The following is a 4,280-nucleotide window of genomic DNA, read 5'->3' on the forward strand; positions in this document are numbered from 1 at the left end:
ATCAACAGGAACTTGCGCCAGCCCTGGTACTGACCCCCAGCTCTCGCGCGACCGCCGTCACCGTCCTCCCGGAGGAACGGACCAGCTCGACGGCGTCCTTCTTGAACTCAGCCGTGTACCGCTTGCTCGTGTTGCTCTTCTTACTCACTACCTGGACTGCTTCCTCCGGGACCCACACGTCCCAGTATCAACCTGTCCAGAACAAAGGGGGAGCTTCACACATCAGTTACACCGTTCAAACTGACAGAGCCCCACGCACCCGTACCACCGGCCGCGCACCGTGCGGTGCCCGCGTGTGCCCCTTCCGGGGGTCTCAGGCCCTGCCAGGTCTCGTCCTCGGAACAGATGTGTGCGCCCAGGCCGGGCGCGGCACTTTCATCTGCGGCCACACCGCCTCCTTCCGCACCCCGGCCGCTCCGTCGTCACGCTCCAGCGCCCGCCGTACCAGCACCTGCGCGGACCAGCCGTGCCGGCGCATCAGCTTCCACACGCCCTGCACGGTGTATCCCCCACGGAATGTCCGGCCGGTCAATGTCCTGGCCCGTCTGAGCGTCCAGCCCCGGGATTCATCCGTCCAGCCGTGCGCGAGCGGCCCGCGTGCCAGCTCCCGCTCCAGCCGCCCGAACTGCACCAGCGAGAGCCGCTCAGCACACATCGGCCCCTTTCGAGCGCAGACCGTCATCCCCGCCGCTCTCCCACACCCGCCGCCAGCGCCGCACCGAACGAACCGCAACCCGCAGATCCCGCACAATGACCCCGGACTTCTCACCGGCCCTGAACCGCTCACCCGCCACCAGCCGCAGCAGCTCCCGCTTCTCCTGCTCCCGGGCCGTCAGCCCGCCCCCCTGCGCGTACCGCATGACCCCGTCATACAGCAGGGATCACAGAACGTCAGGACCCCGCGGACATCGCCAGTTCAACCTGAGTACCAGTTCGACGAGCTTGCGGAACTGCCGCTCGCCCAGCCCAGAGAACAGTCCCACCCAGCCTGGCTCCGACGCTGTCATCACAGCACACAATTCAAGATCATCTCATGTCTGACCGGAGCATACGGGGGGGGGCGCAGGAGACTACCGTGCCGTAACGCTCGTGCGTTCGTTGTTGCCCTGTGTGGGCAACAACGAATGAATTCTGCCAGGCCCGAGCGAGTGGCGTCACCAAAGCGCAGATCAGAGTCACGGAACCTCTTTCATCCTGTTCCGGGAGGGTGAAGACGCTGCTGTCCGCCTGGCCAGCGCCGACGTAACACCACAGGTCAGCGGACCGGGGTGCTGACAGTTCGCCAGACCTCTGGCCTATGGTGTTGTGCCGGGACCAGCCAGGCGGACAGCAGCGTCTTCACCCTCCCGGAACAGGATGAAAGAGGCTTACTCCCAGCCGAGGTCGGTGCGGTAGGTAAGTATTCAACGTCGTACCGCTCCCATTACTTTCCGTAAGAGAGGAGCGACCCTTTTGAATAGGACCATCATCGGCAAGGCGTGAGTGGATTATGGACATCAGCGCAATTGCGTCCAGCGTGGTCCCTCATCTTCCTATCGCGATATGGACCACAGACTACGACCTGCGCCTGACCTCACTTGTTAGCGGGCCGGGGCTCGATTACTGCTTTCCCTCCCCTAGCCTGGTGACGCCTCACGGCGACCAGTCATCATATGATCTAACTTACGTTCTGCACCCCGACATCTCGGCGCACTTGCGCGCACGGCAGGGCGAGACGGTGAGCTGGCGGACCGGACCCGACGGTTTGGTAGTCGCCTGTGTCGCCCCTCTGCGGCAGTCAGGCGAGAAGATCGTAGGGGTCATCGGTGCAGCAGTGGACCAAGGCAGGATGCACAGCGAGATCGAACGGCGTCAGCGCATGGAACATCTCCTGTATTCGGTTCTGGAAAACGTGCCAGCCCTCGTCTCTGTACTCGATCAAGACGGCCATGTGATGTTCGCCAATCAGCAGTACCTGTCGGCCGCCGGGAAAACTGCGAATGACGTTCTGGGTCTCAGCGAGGCCCAGGTACTTCCCAGCTTGGAGTCCTCTGGGGCGCCTCCGGCGCAGACCGAAGAAGCCATGACGGAAGAATGGGCGGGAGTGCGAGGGGATTCCTTCCAGTCACGCAGGTTCCGGCTGGATGACTACAGGGGAGGGGCAGCCGGTATGGTCCTTCATGTTGCCAGCCATGTAACCGGCTCCAGACAGGCCGCCATGGCACCGGATGCAATGACTGCCAGGTGCGAAGAGCTGCTCGGAGCGTTGGGCTGTCCCGCCTTCATCCTCGATCCTCAGGGAGTCGTCGAGGCAGCCAACGAGGAATGGTGCACCGTCCTCAAAGCCTCTCGGAACGAAGTCGTGGGAGTTTCTGCACTACGTTGGGTCGAGCCTTCCTGCGTCGATTCATTTCGCTCTTTGTGGCAGGACACACAGACCGCATCATCGGCCTCGCAAATCGAGCGGGTGGTCTTCAAAGAGCGCAACGGGGGGGTTGTGCTAGTCACTCTGTCCGCCTCCCCTTTGACCAGCCTCGCAGGCGACGCTACAGCGACTGTGGTGCTCGTCAGGAGATGGGGAGACCCCGCCGCTCAGCTCGAGGCGTACAAGAACTCCCCACAGGTCTCAGGGCTGGACGCCAAGATCCTGGAACTGCTGGCCGCAGGAAAAACCAATGCCGAGATTTCCAGTGACCTCTGCCTGAGCCGGCAAGGGCTCGACTACCGATTGAAGTCCCTGCGCAAGCAACTCGATGCCGCCAGCCGTGGCGCGCTGGTAGCACGCGCTTACATGCACGGACTGTTCCTGGAAAGGGACTGGCCGCCACGCTGCCGAAATTCCACTCCATATCCTAAAAATTCTTTCTAGCAACAGCTAACAGAATGAGGATCTTCAGAGTGGCCACCGATCGGGTGACAGCTCCTTGGAAAACCGCAGGTCAACACACTTCAAGCTGGGCTGCGCCAGCCCAAGTTGAAGATCCTTACTGAACCTTTTTCATTGTCTATCCCCTCGTAGTGTGGAGGAACTCTTTAAGCGGCTTGTGCCTGCTGTGTTCTGTCGTGGTGTCGGTGTTCGTAGTCGATGGGTGAGAGCCAGTCGCAGGCGGAGTGCCTGCGGCGGGGGTTGTACCAGTCGGTGATCCAGGTGGCGATCTTGATGCGGGCCTCGGTCCGGGTCCGGAACTGCTGCCGGTGGACGTACTCCACTTTGATCGTCGAGTTCGTGGCCTCGGCGACCGCGTTGTCCAGCGCCGAGCCCACGCGCCCCATGGACTGGACCACGCCGAGGCGGTCGCAGGCGTCCCCGAAGAGCTTTGACGTGTACTCGCTGCCGCGGTCCGTGTGGAACACCACGTCAGTGATGTTGCCGCCGCGGGTGGCGGCTGCCATGTTCAGGGCCGCGACGACGAGTTCGGCGTCGTGGCGGGCGTCCATCGCGTAGCCCAGGAGGCGGCGTGAGTGGAGGTCGATGACGGTGGCGAGGTGGAGCTTGCCCTCGCCGGTGGTGATCTCGGTCATGTCCCCGCGCCAGAGCACGTCCGGTGCCGGGGCGGTGAAGACGCGGCCGACCCGGTCCGGGGCGACGGGCCGTTTGCCCTGCCGGGTCAGCGACTTGCGACGGCGCTTGACACGGCCGGCCAGGCCGAGTTCGGCCATCAGCTTCGCGACCGTGTTGACCGACACCCGCCAACCGCGTTCGCGCAACTCGATGTGGATGTGCGGGGAGCCGTAGGTGCCGCCGGAGTCCGCGAAGACCTTCCTGACGGCCGCGGTGAGTCCGGCCCGGCGGCCGTCCCTTGCGGTGGGCGGACGGTCGCGCCATTTGTAGAACCAGGACTCGGAGACCCCGAGCAGCCGGCAGGCGACAGTGTGCGGAACCCGGTGCTCGGCCCTCTGGGAGGCGATGAAGTCCGCAACCGTCACTTCGTCGCCTCTTTGACCCACAGGACCACCGATCGCTTGAGCACGTCACGCTCCATCCGCAGCTCGTGGTTCTCCCGGCGTAGCCGGGCCAGCTCGGCCCGCTCGTCGGGGTCCAGGCCGGCACGGGACGCTTCCTTCTCCCTGGAGACCCATGTCGAGAGCGCGCCCTCGTTGATCCCCAGGTCCCGGGCGACCTGCGCGATCGGCTTGCCCGTCTCGCGGACGATCCGGACCGCACCCGCCCGGAACTCCGCGTCGTATCTCTTGCGTATCTCTGGCATCGAACCTCCTCATAGCGGACATCTCCACACTACGAGGGGAGGCACATCATCCCGTCCCTTGAAGGGTGAGATGTGCAGGTCAGAGGGGGTGAC

At 63.9% G+C, this 4,280-nt stretch carries 4 protein-coding genes and 1 pseudogene; 1 reads left to right on the plus strand and 4 read right to left on the minus strand.

All coding sequences use genetic code 11. From position 1 onward, the window contains the following. Position 1 precedes the first annotated feature (1 nt). Positions 2 to 178: a transposase gene (locus ACLHRZ_RS36835; protein WP_490422944.1), complete on the minus strand. Its 177-nt coding sequence runs from the start codon at positions 176 to 178 to the stop codon at positions 2 to 4. Between the two features lie 72 nt (positions 179 to 250). Beyond that, a pseudogene (locus tag ACLHRZ_RS36840) lies at positions 251 to 860 on the minus strand (winged helix-turn-helix domain-containing protein); the annotation flags it as partial. Positions 861 to 1,489: 629 nt separating this feature from the next. On the opposite strand from ACLHRZ_RS36840, the gene ACLHRZ_RS36845 reads away from it, so the two are divergent. After that, a complete protein-coding gene (locus ACLHRZ_RS36845; RefSeq protein ID WP_490422945.1) occupies positions 1,490 to 2,848 on the plus strand; it encodes a PAS domain-containing protein in 1,359 nt (452 codons plus the stop codon). 164 nt (positions 2,849 to 3,012) lie between these two features. Here ACLHRZ_RS36845 and ACLHRZ_RS36850 read toward each other — a convergent pair whose 3' ends face one another. Together ACLHRZ_RS36850 and ACLHRZ_RS36855 are read right to left on the minus strand one after the other, a co-directional pair. After that, positions 3,013 to 3,906 (minus strand): IS3 family transposase, encoded by an 894-nt coding sequence (locus tag ACLHRZ_RS36850; RefSeq protein ID WP_490422946.1) that lies wholly within the window; start codon positions 3,904 to 3,906, stop codon positions 3,013 to 3,015. Continuing rightward, entirely contained in the window at positions 3,903 to 4,187 is a 285-nt protein-coding gene (locus tag ACLHRZ_RS36855; RefSeq protein WP_490422947.1) for a transposase, read from the minus strand. The genes ACLHRZ_RS36850 and ACLHRZ_RS36855 overlap by 4 nt, the downstream gene beginning before the upstream one ends. Positions 4,188 to 4,280 lie beyond the last annotated feature (93 nt).

Source organism: Streptomyces sp. AM25, from assembly GCF_058146165.1.

Coding starts and splice junctions, on each gene's coding strand:
- ACLHRZ_RS36845 (WP_490422945.1), top strand. CDS start 1,490: ATGGACATCAGCGCAATTGCGTCCAGCGTGGTCCCTCATCTTCCTATC.
- ACLHRZ_RS36855 (WP_490422947.1), bottom strand. CDS start 4,187: ATGCCAGAGATACGCAAGAGATACGACGCGGAGTTCCGGGCGGGTGCG.